The 213-nt window shown below is 50.7% G+C and carries 1 rRNA gene; it reads left to right on the forward strand.

Annotated features, from left to right (window positions below):
- Positions 1-141: 141 nt before the first annotated feature.
- A 5S ribosomal RNA gene (gene rrf / locus LE190_RS21735) occupies positions 142-213 on the forward strand; the annotation flags it as partial.

Here is a 213-nt window from a genome sequence, read left to right on the forward strand (position 1 = left end):
TGTCCCTATAACCTTGGTAGGCTATAGACGAGTCAAGAATACAGCTGCAGTTTGTTGATACTGCTACCCAAAGAACAACAAGAACTTACTTCTTCCCGGATTGCGAGCAACGCTGCAAGGCGAAGCTCGGACAAGTCAAAGCCTGATGACCATAGCAAGTCGGTCCCACCCCTTCCCATCCCGAACAGGACCGTGAAACGACTTTGCGCCGAT

This window comes from Massilia hydrophila (genome assembly GCF_020208145.1).
Taxonomy (GTDB): Bacteria; Pseudomonadota; Gammaproteobacteria; order Burkholderiales; family Burkholderiaceae_D; genus Telluria; species Telluria hydrophila.